This window comes from Methylobacterium sp. E-012 (assembly GCF_057836545.1).
Genome location: NZ_JBYQEY010000001.1, coordinates 3,439,941 through 3,458,490, shown reverse-complemented (window position 1 = coordinate 3,458,490; position 18,550 = coordinate 3,439,941). Strand labels below are relative to the sequence as shown.

20 protein-coding genes and 1 pseudogene are annotated in these 18,550 nt (G+C 63.7%); 8 read left to right on the top strand and 13 right to left on the bottom strand.

The features are described 5' to 3' along the window. Positions 1 to 463 precede the first annotated feature (463 nt). From AC3IF1_RS16790 to AC3IF1_RS16775, 4 genes are all read left to right on the top strand, one after another. Complete coding sequence (locus AC3IF1_RS16790) at positions 464 to 997, top strand: hypothetical protein (RefSeq protein WP_489218535.1); 534 nt, start codon at positions 464 to 466, stop codon at positions 995 to 997. A gap of 107 nt (positions 998 to 1,104) precedes the next feature. Then, positions 1,105 to 2,295, top strand: coding sequence for a nucleotidyltransferase domain-containing protein (locus AC3IF1_RS16785; protein WP_489218534.1), 1,191 nt, complete (start codon positions 1,105 to 1,107; stop codon positions 2,293 to 2,295). Next, positions 2,292 to 2,789: a type II CBASS E2 protein gene (locus tag AC3IF1_RS16780; protein ID WP_489218532.1), complete on the top strand. Its 498-nt coding sequence runs from the start codon at positions 2,292 to 2,294 to the stop codon at positions 2,787 to 2,789. Before AC3IF1_RS16785 ends, AC3IF1_RS16780 begins: the two co-directional genes overlap by 4 nt. Next, positions 2,789 to 3,802, top strand: coding sequence for a CBASS cGAMP-activated phospholipase (locus tag AC3IF1_RS16775; RefSeq protein WP_489218531.1), 1,014 nt, complete (start codon positions 2,789 to 2,791; stop codon positions 3,800 to 3,802). Before AC3IF1_RS16780 ends, AC3IF1_RS16775 begins: the two co-directional genes overlap by 1 nt. A 256-nt stretch (positions 3,803 to 4,058) precedes the next feature. On the opposite strand, the gene AC3IF1_RS16770 is transcribed toward AC3IF1_RS16775, so the two are convergent. The 3 genes from AC3IF1_RS16770 to AC3IF1_RS16760 all read right to left on the bottom strand — a co-directional run bounded on the left by AC3IF1_RS16770 (position 4,059) and on the right by AC3IF1_RS16760 (position 6,351). After that, on the bottom strand, positions 4,059 to 4,451 hold the full coding sequence (locus AC3IF1_RS16770) for a VOC family protein (RefSeq protein ID WP_489218530.1): 393 nt from the start codon (positions 4,449 to 4,451) through the stop codon (positions 4,059 to 4,061). 418 nt (positions 4,452 to 4,869) lie between these two features. Further along, positions 4,870 to 5,733 carry a hypothetical protein gene (locus AC3IF1_RS16765; RefSeq protein WP_489218529.1) on the bottom strand — a complete coding sequence of 288 codons (864 nt, stop codon included), beginning with the start codon at positions 5,731 to 5,733 and terminating at the stop codon, positions 4,870 to 4,872. A 51-nt stretch (positions 5,734 to 5,784) separates the two neighbouring features. Further along, complete coding sequence (locus AC3IF1_RS16760; protein ID WP_489218528.1) at positions 5,785 to 6,351, bottom strand: DUF805 domain-containing protein; 567 nt, start codon at positions 6,349 to 6,351, stop codon at positions 5,785 to 5,787. A 117-nt stretch (positions 6,352 to 6,468) separates the two neighbouring features. Between AC3IF1_RS16760 and AC3IF1_RS16755 the strand changes: the two genes are divergently transcribed. Continuing rightward, a complete protein-coding gene (locus tag AC3IF1_RS16755) occupies positions 6,469 to 6,732 on the top strand; it encodes a helix-turn-helix domain-containing protein (RefSeq protein WP_489218527.1) in 264 nt (87 codons plus the stop codon). Positions 6,733 to 6,752: 20 nt separating this feature from the next. Here the strand turns inward: AC3IF1_RS16755 and AC3IF1_RS16750 are convergent, their stop codons facing one another. The 4 genes from AC3IF1_RS16750 to AC3IF1_RS16735 are packed head-to-tail and all read right to left on the bottom strand — an operon-like array spanning position 6,753 to position 8,519. Next, the gene (locus AC3IF1_RS16750; RefSeq protein ID WP_489218525.1) at positions 6,753 to 7,061 is read right to left on the bottom strand and encodes a hypothetical protein; all 309 of its coding nucleotides are present in this window, start codon (positions 7,059 to 7,061) and stop codon (positions 6,753 to 6,755) included. Between the two features lie 18 nt (positions 7,062 to 7,079). Continuing rightward, positions 7,080 to 7,451 (bottom strand): hypothetical protein, encoded by a 372-nt coding sequence (locus tag AC3IF1_RS16745; RefSeq protein WP_489218524.1) that lies wholly within the window; start codon positions 7,449 to 7,451, stop codon positions 7,080 to 7,082. Between the two features lie 3 nt (positions 7,452 to 7,454). Continuing rightward, the gene (locus AC3IF1_RS16740; protein ID WP_489218523.1) at positions 7,455 to 7,823 is read right to left on the bottom strand and encodes a DUF3768 domain-containing protein; all 369 of its coding nucleotides are present in this window, start codon (positions 7,821 to 7,823) and stop codon (positions 7,455 to 7,457) included. Between the two features lie 12 nt (positions 7,824 to 7,835). Further along, on the bottom strand, positions 7,836 to 8,519 hold the full coding sequence (locus AC3IF1_RS16735; protein ID WP_489218522.1) for a hypothetical protein: 684 nt from the start codon (positions 8,517 to 8,519) through the stop codon (positions 7,836 to 7,838). A gap of 335 nt (positions 8,520 to 8,854) precedes the next feature. Between AC3IF1_RS16735 and AC3IF1_RS16730 the strand changes: the two are divergent. Beyond that, positions 8,855 to 9,855: pseudogene (locus AC3IF1_RS16730) on the top strand (DDE-type integrase/transposase/recombinase). 90 nt (positions 9,856 to 9,945) lie between these two features. Here AC3IF1_RS16730 and AC3IF1_RS16725 read toward each other — a convergent pair. The 4 genes from AC3IF1_RS16725 to AC3IF1_RS16710 form a co-directional block, all read right to left on the bottom strand. Beyond that, positions 9,946 to 10,404, bottom strand: coding sequence for a hypothetical protein (locus AC3IF1_RS16725; protein WP_489218521.1), 459 nt, complete (start codon positions 10,402 to 10,404; stop codon positions 9,946 to 9,948). Positions 10,405 to 10,725: 321 nt separating this feature from the next. After that, positions 10,726 to 12,141 carry a DUF2142 domain-containing protein gene (locus AC3IF1_RS16720; protein WP_489218520.1) on the bottom strand — a complete coding sequence of 472 codons (1,416 nt, stop codon included), beginning with the start codon at positions 12,139 to 12,141 and terminating at the stop codon, positions 10,726 to 10,728. Next, positions 12,138 to 12,926 (bottom strand): glycosyltransferase family 2 protein, encoded by a 789-nt coding sequence (locus AC3IF1_RS16715; protein WP_489218519.1) that lies wholly within the window; start codon positions 12,924 to 12,926, stop codon positions 12,138 to 12,140. The genes AC3IF1_RS16720 and AC3IF1_RS16715 overlap by 4 nt, the downstream gene beginning before the upstream one ends. Next, entirely contained in the window at positions 12,926 to 13,903 is a 978-nt protein-coding gene (locus AC3IF1_RS16710; RefSeq protein WP_489218518.1) for a WcbI family polysaccharide biosynthesis putative acetyltransferase, read from the bottom strand. The genes AC3IF1_RS16715 and AC3IF1_RS16710 overlap by 1 nt, the downstream gene beginning before the upstream one ends. A 398-nt stretch (positions 13,904 to 14,301) precedes the next feature. Between AC3IF1_RS16710 and AC3IF1_RS16705 the strand changes: the two genes are divergently transcribed. Both AC3IF1_RS16705 and AC3IF1_RS16700 read left to right on the top strand, forming a co-directional pair. Further along, positions 14,302 to 15,348 (top strand): hypothetical protein, encoded by a 1,047-nt coding sequence (locus AC3IF1_RS16705; RefSeq protein WP_489218517.1) that lies wholly within the window; start codon positions 14,302 to 14,304, stop codon positions 15,346 to 15,348. A 458-nt stretch (positions 15,349 to 15,806) separates the two neighbouring features. Beyond that, positions 15,807 to 16,388 (top strand): SGNH/GDSL hydrolase family protein, encoded by a 582-nt coding sequence (locus AC3IF1_RS16700; RefSeq protein WP_489218515.1) that lies wholly within the window; start codon positions 15,807 to 15,809, stop codon positions 16,386 to 16,388. Here AC3IF1_RS16700 and AC3IF1_RS16695 read toward each other — a convergent pair. Continuing rightward, a complete protein-coding gene (locus AC3IF1_RS16695; RefSeq protein ID WP_489218514.1) occupies positions 16,352 to 17,122 on the bottom strand; it encodes an SGNH/GDSL hydrolase family protein in 771 nt (256 codons plus the stop codon). The two genes, AC3IF1_RS16700 and AC3IF1_RS16695, sit on opposite strands and share 37 nt — an antisense overlap. 173 nt (positions 17,123 to 17,295) lie before the next feature. Continuing rightward, a complete protein-coding gene (locus AC3IF1_RS16690; RefSeq protein ID WP_489218512.1) occupies positions 17,296 to 18,354 on the bottom strand; it encodes a GSCFA domain-containing protein in 1,059 nt (352 codons plus the stop codon). Positions 18,355 to 18,550 lie beyond the last annotated feature (196 nt).

Here is an 18,550-nt window from a genome sequence, read left to right as displayed (position 1 = left end):
GGGCAGGCCACTGCACGGTGGCGACGGTGCGACCGGGCATGCGGCCTTCCAATCGTACCCTGCCTCCAACAAGGCGCGTGTCGTGGTCTCTGATAATGGGCGTGGGCTGATGCAAACCATCAGGCCTCCCTTGGAAGATCGAGATCCGAGCTATCGCCACGTCCGGGACGTAGACCTGCTCGTGGAGATGTTCCGCGATGGCTTGTCGCGTTTCGACGACCCCTCTCACGGGAATAGCCTGAAGGGGTGCGCGACCAAAGCAATCAAATATCGAGCTACGCTCGATGTGCGGCTGAGGTCGCAAGCGGTGACGCTGGTGCCCTCGGGGGAGGCGTACATTCCAAACACCGCCATCCTATCATCGGAGTTACCGAAGCTCGCCGGAACTCACATCGCTTTCGAGCTGTCTCTTGTCTGACGTCATCATCACCGCTTAAATGACGGACATGAACCAGGTGCTCCAATGATCGTGCTTCGCGATATGATGCCCAAGTCCGAGGGCTGGGGCCGGGAGATGGGTCGACCGGTTTTCTCGAAGCTCGTCGAGCATGTCGAGCGCAATCCCGACCAGACAATCTTCCCGATCTCCTTCAAGGGCGTGAAGCAGGTCGACTACTCCTTCGCGTCCGAGACGGTCGTTCAGCTCGCCCGCCGCTACAAGGGTGAGAAGGGGTTCTACCTGTTCGAGATCGCCACACCCTACATTGAGGAAAATATCGACGCGGCAGCCCGACGTGTCGAGCAGCCATTGGTCATCGCCGATGCGAAGGGTCATCGGTTCATCGGTTCCGAGCCCAGCGCCGGATCGAAGGCCGCACTCGATTTCGTCGTGGCACGGTCGCACGCACGTGCTGCCGAAATCGCGGACGCGATCCACGTCACGGTGGCGAACGCCTCTATGAAGCTCAAGCAGCTCTGGTCGAGCGGCTTCCTGCTGCGGCGGGAAAGCGTTGCCGATACGGGCGGCGTCGAGTTCGTCTACCAGCGTATCGCCTAAGCCGCCGGGGTTCGTGATAAACGGACCCTTGACGACGTTCGGCCGCACCCCAATAAATGGCTTCACTTATGGAGATTGGCGCGCCGCCCATCTCAATGGAGATGCGCATGTTCGTCGATCACCGCTTGGCACACCGCAAGGCCTACCTCATCAACCTGCTCGCGCGCATGTGCGCCGAGCTCGACATCACCGAGAGCCGGCTCCAGCAGGCTAAGGAGCGCTACGAGGGCGTCGCCCGGTGGCTCGGTGCCGGCGAGCACTTCCTGCTGCACGACCTCTCCATCTACCTACAGGGCTCCACCGCCCTCGGGACGTCGGTGCGCCCCATCGGCAAGAACGAACACGACGTTGATCTGGTCGCGTTCATGCCCGCAGGGACCACTGTGTGGACGCCCGCCTACATCAAGAAGGTGATCGGCGACCGCCTTAAGGCGCACGCGACCTACGCCCGGCTGCTGGAGGAGAAGATCCGGTGCTGGCGGCTGGTCTACGCGGACGAGTTCCACCTCGACATCACGCCCTCGATCCTGAACCTCGCCTGCCGCAACCAGGGCGAGCTCGTCCCGGACAAGAGCCTGCTGGAGTGGAAGGGCAGCAACCCGCGCGGATACCGCAAGGCTTTCGAGGCCCGCGCTGCGCTGGTGCCGGTCATCATGCTCACGAAGACCGTGGACGAGGCGATCAAGAGCCGCGCCAACATTGAGCCGTTCCCCGTCGCCTCCAGCGGCCGCAGCATCCTCTGCAACATCGTCCAAGTGGCCAAGCGGCACCGGGACGTCCACTTCGAGGGGCAGGATCTCGCCCTCTGGCCGATCTCGGTCATCCTCACCACGCTGATCGCATGGAGCTACGAGCGCTGCGTCAAGGCGGGAGTCTACGACACCGAGTTCGACCTCATGATCGCCGTGCTGCGGGGGGTGCCGGGCTTCATCGGCCGGACGCTGCCGGACGGATCCCCGGGCTGGTACATCCCGAACGAGACCACCATCGACGAGAACTTCGCGGAGCGCTGGAACGACGACCCGGACAAGGCGAAGGCCTTCTTTACCTGGCACGCCAAGGCGGTGGCCGACATGGAGAACCTCGCGCGCGTCGATGGCACCGACCAGGTGCGGAAACGGATGGACGAATCGTTCGGTCCCCGCCCGGTCGGCGCCGCCTTCACCGCGCTCGACAACGAGATCGCCAGCGCCCGCCGCTCTGGCCTGCTGGGGGTGGCGCCGCTCGTCGGGCTGACGGCCGCGCCGGCCGCTGTCCCCGTCAGGAGCAACACGTTCTACGGGCGGGACTGCGGATGAGCCCCCCCTCTGGTCCGCGGCGCCTTACGCTCGCCCAGCAGCACGTCAACCTTAAAGCCAGCCCCATCATTCGGGGCGATGGCGGCATCGCGGGCGGCGCGCTGACATGGCGGTTCCAGGCCTCCCCGTCCCCGATCTCGCGCACGTACGACCTGCGCCTGACGTATCGGGTCAACGGGGTGCCGGCCACCTTCGTCGATCAGCCCGACCTGACCTCGCTCGCGAACGGAGCGAAGATTCCGCATCTCTACTCCGAGCGGCCGGCGCGGCTCTGCCTGTACCTTCCCAGCGCCTACGAGTGGCGGCCCTCCATGCTGCTGGACCGCACCATCGTGCCTTGGGCGGTCCTCTGGCTCTGGTACTTCGAGGACTGGCTGGCGACCGGAGAGTGGCGGGGCGGAGGCGTCCATGTCTCCCCCGATGTCGAGGCCAAAATCATCGTCAACAACCCCGGCCTCATCGAGGTCCTTCAGACTGCAAAGGAGGCCGCGTGATGAAACCCGGCAGCGACGGTCCCGAATTCCGTAAGATCCTCACCCTCGACGGCGGCGGCATCCGCGGGGTCTTTCCGGCCGCCTTCCTCGCCAAGCTCGAAGAGCATCTCGACGAGCGCATCGGCCGCTACTTCGACCTGATCGTCGGCACGTCCACCGGCGCCATAATCGCGGCCGGACTGAGCCTCGGCCTCACCGCCGGGGAGATCCTCCGCTTCTACGAGGAGAAGGGCCCCGCCATCTTCGACCAACATCGCGGCCCCATCGCGAACTGGATCACGAAGCAGGCGCGGTCGACTCGCCACTGGATGGGCACGAAATATTCCAACACGAGCCTTCGGGAGGCGCTGGACGAGGTGATCGGCGGTCGCCTGATCGGCGAGAGCCAGACCCGGCTCGTCATCCCAGCCTGGCATCCGATCCTGGAGCGCGTCTATCTTTACAAGACCGCCCATCACCCGCGTTTCGAGACCGACTACCTTCAGCCGGCGGTTGATGCCGCAATGGCGAGCGCGGCGGCGCCGACCTTCCTCGACCCCTACCTCACGAAGGAGGAGATCGAACTAGTCGACGGCGGTGTTTGGGCAAACAATCCTATCGGCGTGGCGGCGGTCGAGGCGGTCGGCGTTCTGCGGTGGCCGGGTGACCGGCTCAAGATCCTTAGCATCGGAACGACCAACGACGTGAAGGCGCCGAGCCGGATCGGAGGCAAGCTCGGTGCGGCGCCGAACCTCGCCCGGCTCTTCATGGCAGGTCAGTCCCACAGCGCCCTCGGCGCCGCGAAGATCATCACAGGCGACGTGCACGACCGCAAGGCGATCTGGCGGATCGACCAGACCGTCCCGCTGGATCGCTACACGCTCGATGACGTCTCGCGCATCGCCGAGATGAAGAACCGGGCCGTCGTCGAGGCGCGCGAGCAACTCCCCGACCTGCGCCGTCACTTCTTCGGGGAGGTCGCCCCGGAGTTCGAACCCTTCCACCGGCTGCCAGCCGTGAAGGCCGCGGCGTGAGGAAACGCAGGAGAGCATGATGGCGAATACACTGACGAAGTCCGGGCAACCCTAAACGCCCGAGGACACGCGGACCCTGCGCAAGCTGGCCGACGAGAACACGCCGACGCGCGTGATGCACATGCCCATGGCCTCATAGATCCAATCCGCGGTTCAAGACCAGATCCGTCTGGTCCTAGGCGTAGTACCAGCTTCCAGGGCTGCTTCGCCTTCCAAGCGGACATTCGAATAGGCGGGGCGGGAGGTCCGCAAAGGGTCATACCTCGACGTCGTAAGCGGCGAGCTCGGGCAGCATCGCCTCGAGGACGAAATCGACGAACGCCGCCGGCACGTCGAGGTAGAACTCGCGATCGGAATAGGCGCCGATATGAGCAGGCAGCCCTCTTGCTGCGAACCACGAGGCCAGCCGATCGAGGTCGGCTTTTGGGGTGTCGCTCAGAAACGAGATCTGTGAGCGCTCCCGGTCGGGATCCCTGTGCCCGGTGTCGCTAAAGCTGAGCTGCAGGTCGACATTGGCCCCGGGCTGCCGCAACCACACAGCGCGTTCGGTCCGTCGCAGTTCGACGAACCCCAGCTGCCCGACGAACATGTCCACCACGGTCTCGAAATGACCCGGGTTCACGCGGTTGGCAACATGGTTGAACCGCACGCCCCAGCTCCCGCCCGTCACAGTGGGCAACGGCATAGAGGATGGATCCGATAGCGTCGAGGAACTAGTTGACCGGGTTGGGATCGAGGTTCAGCAGTCCCAAACACCTACCTTGCCGCGTCGCCCCCCGCCGAGCTTGGCTATGTACTTCACATCGATCATGACAAGACTCGAAGGTAGGCAACCATCTAAACTCGCTCTGGCGGCGTTTCTGACCCGGTTGAGCCGTTCGGAGGCGGGTTTAGGGGCTTCGAGGGGCTGTTTGACCGGTTTGGGCAACTGCACCTGGGCGTCGACGCCTGAACCCCCTGCCCACCCTTCGAAAAAGCCCATGCATCGCGTGTATCCCGTGCAGGCGCCTAGCGGACAAACCAACGTGTACAATCCTCACGCTCTCGCCTCGGCGGTGAAAACCGCCTTAGCCGGGGAAGGTCGAGGTCACCCGTTCGCCGCTGCGAATGAAAGTGATCGTCCAACGTGGACTCACCCTGTTCGCCACCCTGCTGAGGTCCTGAATGCTTCTGACCGGCACCCCATCGACCTGAACGATCACATCACCGCGCTTGAAGTTGCTGCACGTCGCGAAGTCGTCGGTCCGGCAGGAAGCCATGACTGCCCCATAAGTGCCGACGCCGATGCCGAACTGCTGCGCGGTGGCTGGCGAAACATCGACGAACGTCGCGCCTCGGAACGGGGAGCGAACGTTCATCACCAACGCCGGACCGGAAGGAGCATCCGGGCTTTCGGGCGCCGCAGCATTGGGCCGAGCTGCATCCGCTTGCACTGCCGCGTTGGGGACGGCGACAGCCAGAGTGCGTCCCTTGCCCTCCATCAGCCGGTTGGCTTCGGCAAGCAGGGTCTGATCGAACCCGATCAACGGTGCCGCGAATGGCAGCGCCGCGCCCACTGCCAAGCCCGAGCCGACGCATCGGGTGTCCCTCGGTACGGCTGGCTTCGGCGACCCACTGAAGCTCGGATCAGCTGTGTAGGGTGAGCCTTGCAGCGCGAAGGCGGTCATGTTGCCGAGGATGTCGTCGGCATCCTTATTCTCGCGCAGCGCACGTCGCCATCGGTAGGGCTCGGTCTCGGCGTAGTGCTCGCGCAGCCGGTCGAGCGCCCGGCCTACGATCGGTTCGTAGAAGCAGCGCTCGGAGCTCTTCTCGAAGGATTGAACCGCTATCGCGGTCTGGGTCAGCCCGTCACCGAACTGCGCCGACGCCGGCCGAGGGTGCAGGAACGTCGCCACGGCGCTCGCGAGCGCAATGCTGCACAGGATCCTCATCGGCTCTCTCCATCGGTGATCTGCTGGATGTCCATCAGGGTGACGACGCCTTCACCGGCGGCCCTGTGCCAGGGCCTCGGCCTTCATCACGTCGAACTCGGCCTCGCTTAGGTGCCCCTCCCGGCGCAGGCGGCCCAGGCGTTCGAGCTCGGCGATCACGTCGACCCGGCCGGTGGTGGTGGGCTGGAGGGGGGTCGGGGACGGACTTCCGATGGCGGCCTGCCCGATGCCCCCGCCCGTGCCGTCGCCGACGAGCGGATCCGGCCCGTAGCGGTTCGGCCCCGGGGTGCCGGGCATGCAGGAGAACGCGATCAGCGCCAGTCCGACGAAGGGGATCAGCAGCAGCAGGATCATCCAGCCTGACCGATCGGTGTCGTGCAGGCGGCGGGCTGTGACGGCGTAGGACGGGAGGAGGTGAGCGAGGACTACCAAGGCGGTGAAGATACCTGCGGGGTCCTTCTTCGAAACGACATCCGTTTCTTGGGTCACGGCGGCGTCGATGATGAGTGTCACGAACACCAGGCCGAGAAGCACAGCGGTGAACTGCCAGAACTCGGCACGCGACGCCCGGCCCTGGAACACCGCGTAGCGCCTCATCGCTTTTAGGTAGCCCCCCATCCCCCTGTCCCCTTCGTTCTGTGGTCGATGTTGCGATGCTGCGTTGCCGACAGCTTGAGGTAATCAGGGACTGTTGGTCCGTCGATTGTCAAGCCGTCGATCGTGCCCTGTCGCGAGATGGACGCGCGGGGCATCATCGGTTGGAACCTGCGTCGGCTGCGGGTCGAGCAGGGCCTGTCTCAGGAGCGGTTGGCGCTCGCCTCGAGCATCGACCGGGCCTACGTCGGCCGGGTCGAACGCGGGTCCGAGAACGTGACGATCGCCACCCTCGAAGCCTTCGCCACCGTCCTTGGCGTGCCAATCGCCAACCTGCTGACTGAACCGGATCAAGGCGCCGCCAGACCCAAACCATTGCGGGCCGGGCGAAAGCCGAAGCCGTAACCCTAGGGCCAGACCGATGCTCATGACCAAGCCGTCAGCGCGTCGAGGTCGGATAGGATCAGGTGCAGCTCGCGCCAGGGCGAAGTGTCCCGAAGTAAGGCGCCCGGTTCCTGCCAACTCAGCAGGACCAGCAACTTCAACATGATCCCTGTTGCGGTTGAGGCTGGCGTGGCGAGCAGGGTCGAAACCGCTGCCAGAACGTCATCGCCAGCGGCCGCCTCACGGGCCAGCGCGGCGGTCAGGCCAGTATTGACCGCCGCTTCAACCCAAAGCCGCTGGCGACGCTGGAAAGCGCGCTGAAGCCGTTCGCGCTGGCGCCCTTGTGGCACATGCTGCTCAATGGTGGCCTAGTCGGCGGCGAAACGGGCTCGGATGCCGGCGGCGGAAGGTAGGCGCACCCGCGGGTAGCCGATCTTCGCGACCAATCCCGCCTCGAGCCAATCGGCCTCCGCGAGCCCAGCTTCGTGACTGGCCAGCAGGGTTTGAAAATCCGCGAACAGCGACGGGATCGGGTCTGGGGTTGGAGTCCTGCTCGACGAGGCCGTGGTGGTTGGCGCGGTGTCGATCCGCTGATTCGATGCCGTCGCCAGGGAGCCCATCAGGGCCAGCAACCGCCGTCTGGTCGGTGCCGCCCCTGTCGTCTCGGGAGCGATGGATCTTGATGTGTCGCCCGCCTCGCTCTGGCTGACGTTCGGGTCCGTGGGAAGCCCGGCGCTCACGGCTCAATACTCATCGGCGCTCATGATCGTCAGCACGCGGGTTGTGACCGCGGGATCGGCCGGGTCCGGCGAGCCTCCGAGCAGCGCCCGGTCGTAGGTGTCGATCTTCCAGAAAAAGCGCTCGCCCCCGACCTCGACCGCACCGAAGTCGTGCTCGCCGTATGGGTCGTTGTCGGGATCAAAGCTGCTGAAGCGGCGTACGGCCAGCAGTAGGGCGATGCGGTCGGCCTCGGCCAGTTCGACCACGCCGGGGGTCTCGACCACCTGCCCACCGCTGAAGGTTCGCCGGAAGGCGTCGTTCAGGGCCCGCACCCACGCGACGGGGTCAGCCGCCGCGGGGCTCGACCCAGCGCTATAGATCTGGGTGTTCATGGCAGATCCCCCTCAGGCCACTTCGATCGCGGCGGTATTGGGGTGCAGCAGGGCCATGTGCTCGCGGCGACGCACGAGGAGTGGGAGGTCCGGCCAGTCGCGCCATCGTAGGCTGAAGATCCCTCCAGCCTTCGCCTCGATCACCTCGGCCTCGTACCAGCCGTCCTGCTCGCCTTCTGAGATCAGCACGAGGCTGCCGACCACGACACCGGCCCAGCTACGCGGAAACCGAGCTTCGGTGGTTGCAGTCGCCTTGGGGGTTTGGTCATTCGCGTTGTCCAGGGCCGTAGCAGGCCCTTTCGCAATCTTCTCGCCTGCGGCCGCAATTATTGTGGCCTCGGCCGGCCCAGCCAGGGCGCTTAGGCGGTCGTACAGGCCCTTCTTGACGAACGGCACGAATGCCCGCCCCGAGGCGAACACTCGGCCCTGAGGAAGCTCCGCCGCGAGGGCTCGATGCGCCTCGGTACTGAGCAGCATGGTCCGCATGTTCATCACCTCGGCGGCCTTCATCGCGAGGGCGGTATCGGGCTCGGCGAACCATGAGGCGTGCGGTTTCCCGTCCTTATCGGCGCCGAATACGACCAGCGCTGGCGCGGGCTTGGCAATCGGGGGTTCGGCCTTGGTGTCGGTGTCGGGGCCCCTCGCTGGGTTTGAATTCGTCGACTGCTCTTCGGCCGTGGTGACGATCGCGATCATGGCAAGCTCCTGAAATGCGAAAGGGGCCCCGGATGGGACCCCTTGCTTGGTGTGGATGGGTGGGCGAGGCTCGATGAAGAGCTCGGCCTCAGGTCGCAGTGCGATCGCTTCCGTGGCGGCGGTGGTCGAATCATCATGGCCTCAGGCTTTGAGCAGCTTCGCATCGCCCGCCATAGCTTATATAGGTATTTAGTCTTATTGTCAACTTGTTCAGCAGGTTTAATACTTAGCTGTCTGGTTGCGGAACGTCGTTGAAAGGCGGCACGTTGGGCGATGAAAGCATACGCTTGGCGGTTCGAAGGCGTGCGCCGCCGTGTTGCAAGGAGGGCTCGTTGATGCTGGCCATCCATCCCCAGGCCCGCACCACCCGGGCTGTCCGCGCCGAGATTGCCCGCTCGCCCGAGAGCTCAAACGTGCTGGCCAAGCGCTACGGTGTCTCCACCGAGACCATCCCCAAATGGCGCAACTGCGGCCCCGATGCGTGTCAGGATCGCTCGGCGCAATCCCATAAGCTGCCCTCGCGCGCCAGCGATGAGGTGCGCGCCATCGTGTGCGCGCTCCGCCGGTCCACCGGCTTCCCCTCGACGCAATGACCTTCGTCGTCAGCCACTTCCTGCCGCACCTAAACCGGCACGCCGTCTGCGGCATCCTCAGAGCGTAGGGCCTCAACCGGTTGCCGACCGCCGAGCAGGCCCGTAAGCCGCATGGCACCGTCAAGGACTACGAGGTTGGTTTCGTCCACGTCGACGTGAAGCACCTGCCAAAACTGCGTGATCGCGACGGCACCACCCGCAAGCGCTACCTGTACGTTGCAATCGACTGCGCCACCCGCTACGTGCGCCTCGCGGTCAAGGATGACGAGACCCTGGCCTCGGCGCTGGCCTTCCTCATAAACGCGCTCGACGCCTTCCCCTTCCGGGTCACTCACGAACTCATCGATCGGGGTTCCTGCTTTGCGGTCTAGGCTTTCGAGGCCGCCTGTGAGCGGCACGGGGTGCAGCATGGCACGACGCGCCCCTACACGCCGAAGACCAATGGCATGGTCGAGTGCTTCAACGGCCGGGCGCAGCGGGAGGTGCTGGGCATCACGCTCTACAGCCACGCCGACCTGGAGATCGTGCTGCTCGGCTTCAACGCGGCCTACAAGGGTCGCCGTCAGCGCGCGTTCAACGGTCTTTCGCCCGAGATGGTGCTGCGCCAGCATCTCGAAGCTGATCCTGCACTTGCAAATCTCACCTACAGACCGCCCAGTTCTACTCTCATCAATCGCGCCCTCCGCATCGTTGCAGACGCCAAGAAGGTCTTACATCCAGACAGCCGTAGCAGTCGAAGGTGATCACCTTCGGCACAGGTTGCAGCTCTCACCTCGGCTGAAGCCTTCCTCTATGCCGCGGCCGTTATGACCCTCGTCGGACGTCTCACCCGATCAGCCTGACTTCTCGGACGGACCCTCAGCCAGCAACGCGCCGTAGCGGAACGTCGCGATACGCCCATTCGGCTCACTGAACGTCCCTTCGCCTCGATCGGCCCGTGCCGTCGTCACGGTCCCAGGCATGATTGTAGTTCCGGTGCAATCCACACTCAGAGACACAGGCGCATGCGCACTATCGAGCGTGAAACCGCCACTGCACGCGACAAGCCTCTTCGCATCCTGAGTGTAAAAGCTGACGCGTAGGAGACGCACCGACGCGTGACCCTTGAGCAGAAGCCCGTCCTCCCTTCGGATCTCGAAGGGCAGCGAGTCGAAGCCGAACGTGCTGCCGCCTTCGTCCAAGCCTACCTGAATGCCCGGCATCAGCGCTCCACCGCAACCAGACAGGATCGTCAGCCATGCGCCGGCACAGGCGTGGAGCGACCGCCACTTCTTCGAGACGCGTATCGTCACTCCGCCTGCTCGCAAAATGTTGGCGTACGGCCAGCAAGTTCTACCGCGTACGACAATTCGTGTTTGTGTCATCGCTCAAGCCGTCGTCATTGAGGCGTGCCGGGCAATCGTAACGTTGTCCTGATCGACCGTCGGCAGCCTTGGGATCCCAGTCCGGCCCAAGCAAACGGCCGCGGATCGCCTCACGCCGGTAGATCCGGCCCGGCAACGGCACGACGCACGCTCGCGTCAGGGTCGGGTGCTCCATTCGGTGTATATCATGGCAGATTTACTGTAATAGTCAGTAATTATATGGGCGTATATCAATCATCAACAAATTATTCAAAATCTAAGATAAAATGCAGGCACGGCGAGGACATCGATCATCGCGGCTACGAGCGGAAGATATGTAAATCCGTCAGGTGCGGGGCCCCGTCCGGTCCGCCTCCTGGCAAAGGCTAAAATCAGCAAGGGGACCAACGGCAGCAGGTATCGCCCTTGGGGCCCGTACACCCGTTCCTCACCGACGTTCGTCCAGGACAGATATTGGGATACCACGATCAACCAGCAGCAGAATATGACTGACGCCACCAGTAAGATACGTTCAGGCCATGAAGGTAAAGGCTCGCGGTAGGGGATGAGCAGCGGTATAAAAAGCGAGCAGCCCCACAGTACGTAAAGCGCCCCGGGTAGAGGCTGATCGTACCAGCCGAAAATGCCGACCATCCCCTCCGCGAGCACGATCAAGTGTTTCAGGTTGAATACGAACTTTACCGGTACAGTGATGAATCGCAGAGGGGCCGACACGAGCACCCGCGCCTGCGCTGTCGGATCGGTGCTGTTGAACAGTGCCGGACGAGTCGTAGACCAGAGGGGACCTGCCTCGTAGGTGGGACGCGGCACCGGTGCTGCTACGAACACAGTGGCAACCACAGTCCACAGGAGTGCGGGTATCACGGTTAGAGCCATTAAGGACAGCCGGCGCCTATAGAAGCGGCCATCCCGCCGAGCCGGCGGCAGCGGAATCAGCAACATCGCGGCGATCGGCGCGTATGGTGGCTTCGCCCACACGATCGCGGTTATGGCCAGAGCTGCCCCAAACAGGCGGCACCGCGCGCCCTGCTCCGTCATGGACCACGGGGTGAGCAGGGCTGCGGCGAGGGCTGCCAGCGCGATTATCAGCCCGTCCTGGCTAAACGATGCCGCGAGCGAGAGCGACATCGGCAGGCAGAGGAGCGCGAATAGGGCGGCCCGCCCGCGGGTGGCATAAGCTAGGGCTGCGAGGCCCAAAACCATATATGCGACGATGTTCGCGAGCCGTCCGAGCCGAGCCGTCGTTGCGGGATCGAGGTCAAACGCGTCTCCGACCGACAGACCGAGCGCACCGGGGGCGTAGAGGAGGGGCGGATAGGTCGCGATAGTGTGAAGCGGTATGAAAATATTTCCGTCGCTCCCTGCGGTATCGCTCGGCGCCAGGGTGCCACCGAAATCTGGCGGTCGGCTGCGAGCGAGGCGGTCCCACTGGGAGTCGAGCGTTACCCCCGCCACCCGATGGACGGTGCCGTCGGCGTAAGGCACGTTCGCGCGATGCCCGACCCATTGTCCCTGGGCGAGCGCGGCCGCACGGGCGAGGTGCCCGGCCTCGTCGGCGACCTCGCCCAGCGGAACGATCAGCGCCAGCGCGACGGAGACCGGCAGGCCGAGGCACAGGAAGGACAGGCACCAGAACCGGCCCCCTCCGACGAACGGTAGGGTCAAGGCTGCGCCTGCGGCCGCCGAGGCGGCGCATCCCGGGATCTGGAGATCGGCGTGAACAGCGGCGCCTCTTGCAGTCCGAGACGGTGCAGGCGGTAAGCTATCGCAGTCCGGAGCACGCCGAGGCCGTACACGCAGCTGCGCTCGAAGTCGATCGAGGAGGCGTCGTCGAAGTAGCGTGTCGGACAAGAGATCTCGCCGATCCGGAAGCCGGCATGCATCGCCTGGGCGAGCATCTGGTTGTCGAACACGAAGTCGTCCGAGCAAGCCTGGAGTGGAACGAACTCCAAAACCACCCGGCTCCAGGCACGGTAGCCGGAGTGATATTCGGATATCTTCTGACCCATCAGCCAGTTCTGCACGAGGGTCAGGCAGCGGTTGGCGATGTACTTGTACATCGGCATCCCGCCGGCGAGCGCGCCCTTGCCCAGGATACGCGACGCCACGACCGCATCGTATTCGCCCGATACGATCATCGAGGCCATGGCCGTGATCAGGCGCGGCGCGTACTGGTAGTCCGGGTGCAGCATCACCACGATGTCGGCGCCCCGTTCCAGAGCGATCCTGTAGCAGGTCTTCTGGTTGCCCCCGTAGCCGCGGTTGCAGGAATGGCGGTGGGTATGGATGCCGAGGGCCTGGGCGAGCGCCACGGTCTCGTCGTGACTGGCATCATCGATCAGGATGATGTCGTCGACGATGTCCAGGGGGATCTCCGCGTAGGTCCGCTGGAGCGTGGCAGCCGCGTTGTAGGCGGGGAGGACGACGGTGATACGCCTTCCGAGCAGCATCACACCTCCTCCACTATGCGGCGGAGGTCCGCCCGAAGACCCACGTCGGTCTGCCACTGAGCGACTCTGCGATTGACCAATGACGTTCGAGGCAGGCGCGCGTATGCGGCGAAACTCTCCTCGACGAACCGGTTGAGCGGCATCGTCGAGCGTGACGAGCGCCGCCCCGATGCCGGCCGCAAAAAGAGGGCGCTACCGGCAACGCCGTAATGGGCGGCGATCTCCGGATAGACCGGCCAACTCTCCCCTCTGCCGGGATCGCCGGAGAGGTAATCCTCAAGGTTGCATTGCTGATGGCAAACCCCGACTCGATCGAGCAGCTCTCGGGCGAGGTCGACGATGACGTGCAGCTTGATCTGATTTGTCGAGTGCATGAAGCAGCCACGCCGCATCCAGCGTGCGATCGATGCCTCCAGGTCGTAGCCAGCCTCAGCGCCGAGCTTACGCAGCTGCTCGGCCGCCTCGTCCCATGCGTCGAAATACCCAACCCGCTCGAAGACGCGGCGTTGGAACAGCTTCAACACCTCGCCCTGGGACAGGCGAGAAAGGTAGCCGAACAGGACGAGCGCGGAATGCGACTGTCCCATCGGGCCCGTAACCGGGACGCGCGAATAGGAGCCGACGCGGACCTGATCGGGGTGGAAAGCGGCGAACGTAATCACCGGAACGCGCGCGACCTTGGGACCGTGCAGGCCCGCGATCGCTCCGCCGTTGCGGCACAGCGGAAGGTCGGCGCTCAGGAAGACAAAATCATGCCGGCCGAACTCAGCTAAGAGCCGCTCCGCTGCATAAAGCTTTGTCGCGTCATCAGCTGTCTTGTACGTGACAGTCGCCTCCGGTGCGATGCACGCCATCGCATGCGCGACGGCCGCGCTTTGCTCTCCCCCGATGACTAGGAGACGTGGTGAGCCCTGCGACTGACGAACAGAAAAAAGCGATCTCAATCTCTGAATCGCGAGAACATCTGGCAATTTCATCATCGACTCAAGACGACGTCAGCAAAACGAATAAATCGACAGACATACCAGGGCTTTCATCACTAAATGTGGCATCAATGACTTGAGATTTGCGCCTGATTACAGGAAAAACAAAGTACTTATGCCATGGCGCATGAGGACGGTTGCTTCGCCATCAAAAATCGTATACGTGGGAAAAAATCACACGTCAACGACCGAGAGTATGTTGCCCCGTTGCATCCCATCCCGCCGCAGGACTGGTGCCGCTGCAGCCGTTGTCGTCGCCGGCGGATGCATCGGACTCCAAATCGCGCGCGAACACAGCTGCTCACGAGGTTGCGACCACTGACGCTGCCGCACGCTGCGACCGCGATCGCCCCCGCCGCACACAGCATCCGACGGCAACCCCCAGTCTGACTATGCGATTCTTCATCGACCACGATCAGGGCGACTCGATCCGCGGCTGGATCGTGCCGGATAATCCCCTCGCCATCAGCCGCGTTGCGGTATCAGTCGCTGGACGTCGCGTGGCCGAGATTCCGGCCAGCGTCATCGATGAGGCGTTCAAGCGCAACGGCTGGCACGCAACCGGGCAATGCACGTTCGTGCTCACCGATGTAGAGGTGCCGGGGCTGCCCGAGATCCCACAGCTCGAACTCTACGACGCCGACACCAACGTGCTGATCTACCGTCGCCTGCCGCCGGAGGGGACGGTTCAGCTGCGGACCATGCTAATCAACACCAGCATCGAGCCGGAGACGGCGCTTCAGACAGCGCTCTTCCCGTATTTCCAGCACTGCCATTTCAACGTGCATCGCCTGTCGGACGAGATCATGACCAGCCTGCTCTCGACCAAGGCGATGCCGTCGGCGTTACTGTCGGGGGCCGTGACCATCCCGCGGTATGAAAACTACATGACGCCGGACCTGATGGTCACGGCCATCCTGCTGAAGGACCCGCATGTCGAGATGGCGACACGCATGCTTTGGCTGAAGGCGCGGGCAGGCGACGCGACCGACCCCGGTCGCAGTTGGCGCCTGGGTCCGCTCGCGGAAGCCGCGTCCTTCGCGGACGAGTACGACTTCGCCGACGCGAAGAGCCTCAAACGATTCTTCCGCATGCTGCCAGAGCCCGCCTACCGGCTGCTCTACAATCCGCTGACCCGCCAGCTCGGGACGCGCATGCCAGGCGACCGTCTCGACCCAGGCAACTCGATCGTCGCGGTGGAAGTCCTCGCCCGGGTCGGCATCGTCGGCCACCAGGCGCAGTTCCCCGCCTTCGCGTCGATGTTGTTCGACCGTCTCGGCATCGATGTGCCGCTCCCCGATTTACCGCCAGTGCCCGCGGAAGTTCAGGCACTGGCGGAGCGGCTCAGATCCAGCAAGGCGGTTGAGGAGATGCTCGTCTTCGACGGCGCCATATCCAAGATGGTCGAGGTATCGGTCGCGAAACATTGGAGTAACTGATCTCTAGAGAGACATCCATCCTAAAGATCAGCAAAAATGCAAACCAATATATCAACAAAGCGTCGTTCCAAGCCCTTATAGGATGTAAATCTTCGCTTATTTTTTCGCTCAAGACCTCATGCACAGCATGGCCGATGTGAAGAAAAAGAATGATCTAGATAGAGAACCGAGCATACGTCCCAAAGATGTTTTATGCATCATTGCGATGGCTGCCTAGTCAATGGCGATTTTAGCAATCGAGCACCCAGTCCGCCAAGCGCCGCCGATCGTCTCGTACCTGAGTTTTACCAGCTTTCAAATGCGCTGACGATAATTCGCGCGCTGCCAGGACGATCATGCATGCTCCTTTTGTCCACGTGTTAGTCAAGGACTGGCGGAACCGAAGCTTGCTTCGACAGCGAGCAGATGCGCGCTGGAGGCAAATTCGGATCGACCTCGCCGCCGCTGCGAAGGGGGGCGTGCTGCTCGCCGGCAACTCACACGCGGCTCTGATCGGACACCCCCAAATCGCCGGTCGACCGCCGAGCATCAATATCGCCGCCGGCGGCCTCACCGCCCGAGGTTGCGCCAAACGGATGGCGCGCCTCGATACACCGGCGCGAGCCGATGCCGCGGTGCTGATCATCGGGACGAACGACATCGCCCGGCGCCATCGCCCGGAACGGCCGGCCACGGGGCGACGGTTCGAGGCCGACGTACAGCGTATCCTTGCGATCCTAAATCGTTGGTCCGAGCATATCTTCGTCGCTGCCGTGCCGCCCCTCGGCCCCGAAGCGGCGGACCATGACGCAGACGCCGCTGCGACCTTTTCAGATCGTCTTGAGCAACTCTGCGCGGAGGGGCAGCACGTCTTCTTCGATCCGTTTGCGGCTATTCGCGCATCCGATGGAGGCCACGTGAGGGCAGGCCTCTTGTCCGACGATATACATCTAGACGACTACGCGGCACTCGCCGCTGAGATCGATCGGGTCGTCGGCTCTGTCCTTGATGCCGCGCGTCGATCTCAGCCGTCGAGCGAACGGGCCGGCGTGGTCAGGTAGGTGCGCGAGCGGCCGGCGCCGAACGTCCTGTTCGACGCCCGGGGATGCCGATCCCGCGTCAAGGTCGAGGCGGCCCGGATTGTCGGCACCTGAGAAGGCGCGACGCGAAGGCTGACCAGCCGAACCACCTCCCCGGCCAGGCCGGGATAATCGGCCATTTGAAAGCCGTCGCGATGCAGTCCCGCCAGCGCGAAACCAGTCTCGCCGTCGCGGATCCCGGCGAACGGATCGAAAAAGGTAAACCCGCCTTGCTCGGTCAACGTCCGGAGGCGTTCAGTAAAGGCCATTACGGCGGCTGGGTCACGCCCCGTGGTCCATGGGCCGATCGGTGGGACCGCCGCCACGAAGATGCGTTCCGCCCACGCGGCAAGGGTCTGCAAGATCTGGTCAACATCGTCGGTGAAGCGGTCCGCAGCCGCCGGCCGGGCGGGGTGCCGCCAGCGCAGGATATCGTTGGTGCCGATGAACAGCACGGCCGCTGTGGCGCGGGCGTCCGAATGCAGGCTCGCGAGGTGGCGTGCACAATCGGCCGCCGTGCTGCCGCCGACTCCGAGATTGATGCAGCTTCGGTCGCCGAAATCGGGTGTTCCTAGGAACTCGGCGTGCGAGTCTCCGACCAGGGCGACGTAGCCGTTCGGTGCGGCACGGAGCGCAGCGCGAATGCCCGGCAAGCGTTCGATCCGGCGCCGACGGATGAAGCGCGCCTGCCGCAAAGTTTTCACTGGACTCGTCATCCAACTCACGAACATTCCGTGTGGCTGAATAATTCTGTATAGAATTTACATTATTGATAGAGATTGACATTCAAACGCATGCATTCAAATATTATTGCGTTTATTATTCTGTCAAATAACTTAACGTTGCCGTGAGAAGACGTGGCTTGAGACATAAAAATGGCGGAGAGAAGCTATCGTATGATGGCTTCTTCGTCGCAGATTACAGCGGCGTTGCAGTTGATTTCGGCCTGCAGGTCAATGAGAGCTCGATGCGCCGCGGGTTCGGCGCGGTTCGGCGCAAAGGTTCCGAGGAACTGTCGCATGACGTGGCGCACCCCGGCATCGTTGATGGTGCGCTGGTCCTCATCGTAATACCGCCCGGCATTCGCACTGCCGGTAATGAGGTCGTAGGACGGGAAATACACGATCCTGTCGCCGTGAGTAGCGCATACTTCGTTGGCCGCGGCACGCAAGATCGACTTGGAATAACAATTCGAAGTCATGACGTGCTGATCAAGATAAGTGGCCACCATCGCGACGGGAGAAACCGTCATCACGACGCGCGCCGATGGATTGACGCGCCACAATCGGTCCAGAAAACCGTTCAGGTCGTCGATGACCTCGGCGACGCCCACGTTGACGAACGCGTAGCGGCCTGGGTCGTAGGTGCCGCCCGCAACACCGGGGGCGAGCGGTAGAACCGCCCCATCCGCGCGCCAACGCCAGCTCTCGGTCTGACCGAGCGTGATCACCAGGACGTCCAACGTCTCGAACAACCGACGCACAGCGGCCAAGTGAGCGTCGCGCGCCGCCCGTACCTCTTCTGCGCTCGCAAAGCCGTCCGGTTGGATCCTCGGCCGGAACGGATCTACGAACCGTCCGTCCGCCCGCTCCCAGGTCGTAAGTTCGGGCTCGAAGGCCCCGTATGCCCGATCGAACAGCTGCACGAACTGTCGCGTGTAGTACAGATTGCCGTAGCGGGCCGAATAGGTGCCGTATTGAAGGGCCTGAGCCTGGACGTGCGACATGCCGGCGGGCGCGGTCTCAGTGACATAGTAGTTGAACTGCGAGGCATGGAGAGCCGCCGCCACGCGCTGCGCGAAACAGGAACCAGCTGTGGCTACCCGGTCGTCGGGCGAGATGGTGAAGTTGTCGCCGGAGCGCAGATCCAGGGCGAAAGGCGGCACGTTCGTGACGGCGTTGGACCAGAACTGCTTCGACGGCAGCGACCTGTACGGGTTGTTCGACATTTCGGCCTCACGTGACATGCTGCTGAAAGGATGGGCGCCGCTACCGGCTGCCGCGGTCGACCTGCACGGGCGGCGCCCTCGTTGGTGGTCGGACGCATTCGACTCCGCGAGCGCGATTTGGCCCGCCGATCGCGGCCGGTAGGCGCAGCGGGTGTAAGTCATCGGGCACGGTGCAGCGTCGGATTTTGATCGTGCG